At 40.7% G+C, this 351-nt stretch carries 1 pseudogene; it reads right to left on the bottom strand.

Going from position 1 to position 351, the window contains the following annotated elements:
- Window positions 1-350: pseudogene (locus AAEY83_RS13390) on the bottom strand (acyltransferase); the annotation flags it as partial.
- Between the last annotated feature and the right edge of the window lies 1 nt (window position 351).

Here is a 351-nt window from a genome sequence, read left to right on the forward strand (position 1 = left end):
CTTTTATCACGTGCCAGAATATAGCAGTCGATGGCGGTAGTATGCTCACCGATATAAATATGCAAATGGTTGCCAACGATCAATAATTGCCCTGAGAACTTAACTTTTTCTCCAATCGTGACTTGATTGTGACTGCCGTTAATGTCGATTTTTAACTGATTAAATTTGCCGCCCTTACCGATAGTGATGTGATTGCCATGACCTTTACGAATGGTAATGGCTGAATTGCCAATGATGCGTACGTCTTTAGCAATCTTGATATGATTGTTGTGCCCTTTGTCTTGTAACAAAAACCGCTTTTTGTCTAGTTGTTGGGGTAATAGGGTTTTTATGATGGGGGAGAGGCTGATG

Source organism: Psychrobacter sp. TB20-MNA-CIBAN-0197 (assembly GCF_040309765.1).
GTDB lineage: Bacteria > Pseudomonadota > Gammaproteobacteria > Pseudomonadales > Moraxellaceae > Psychrobacter > Psychrobacter submarinus.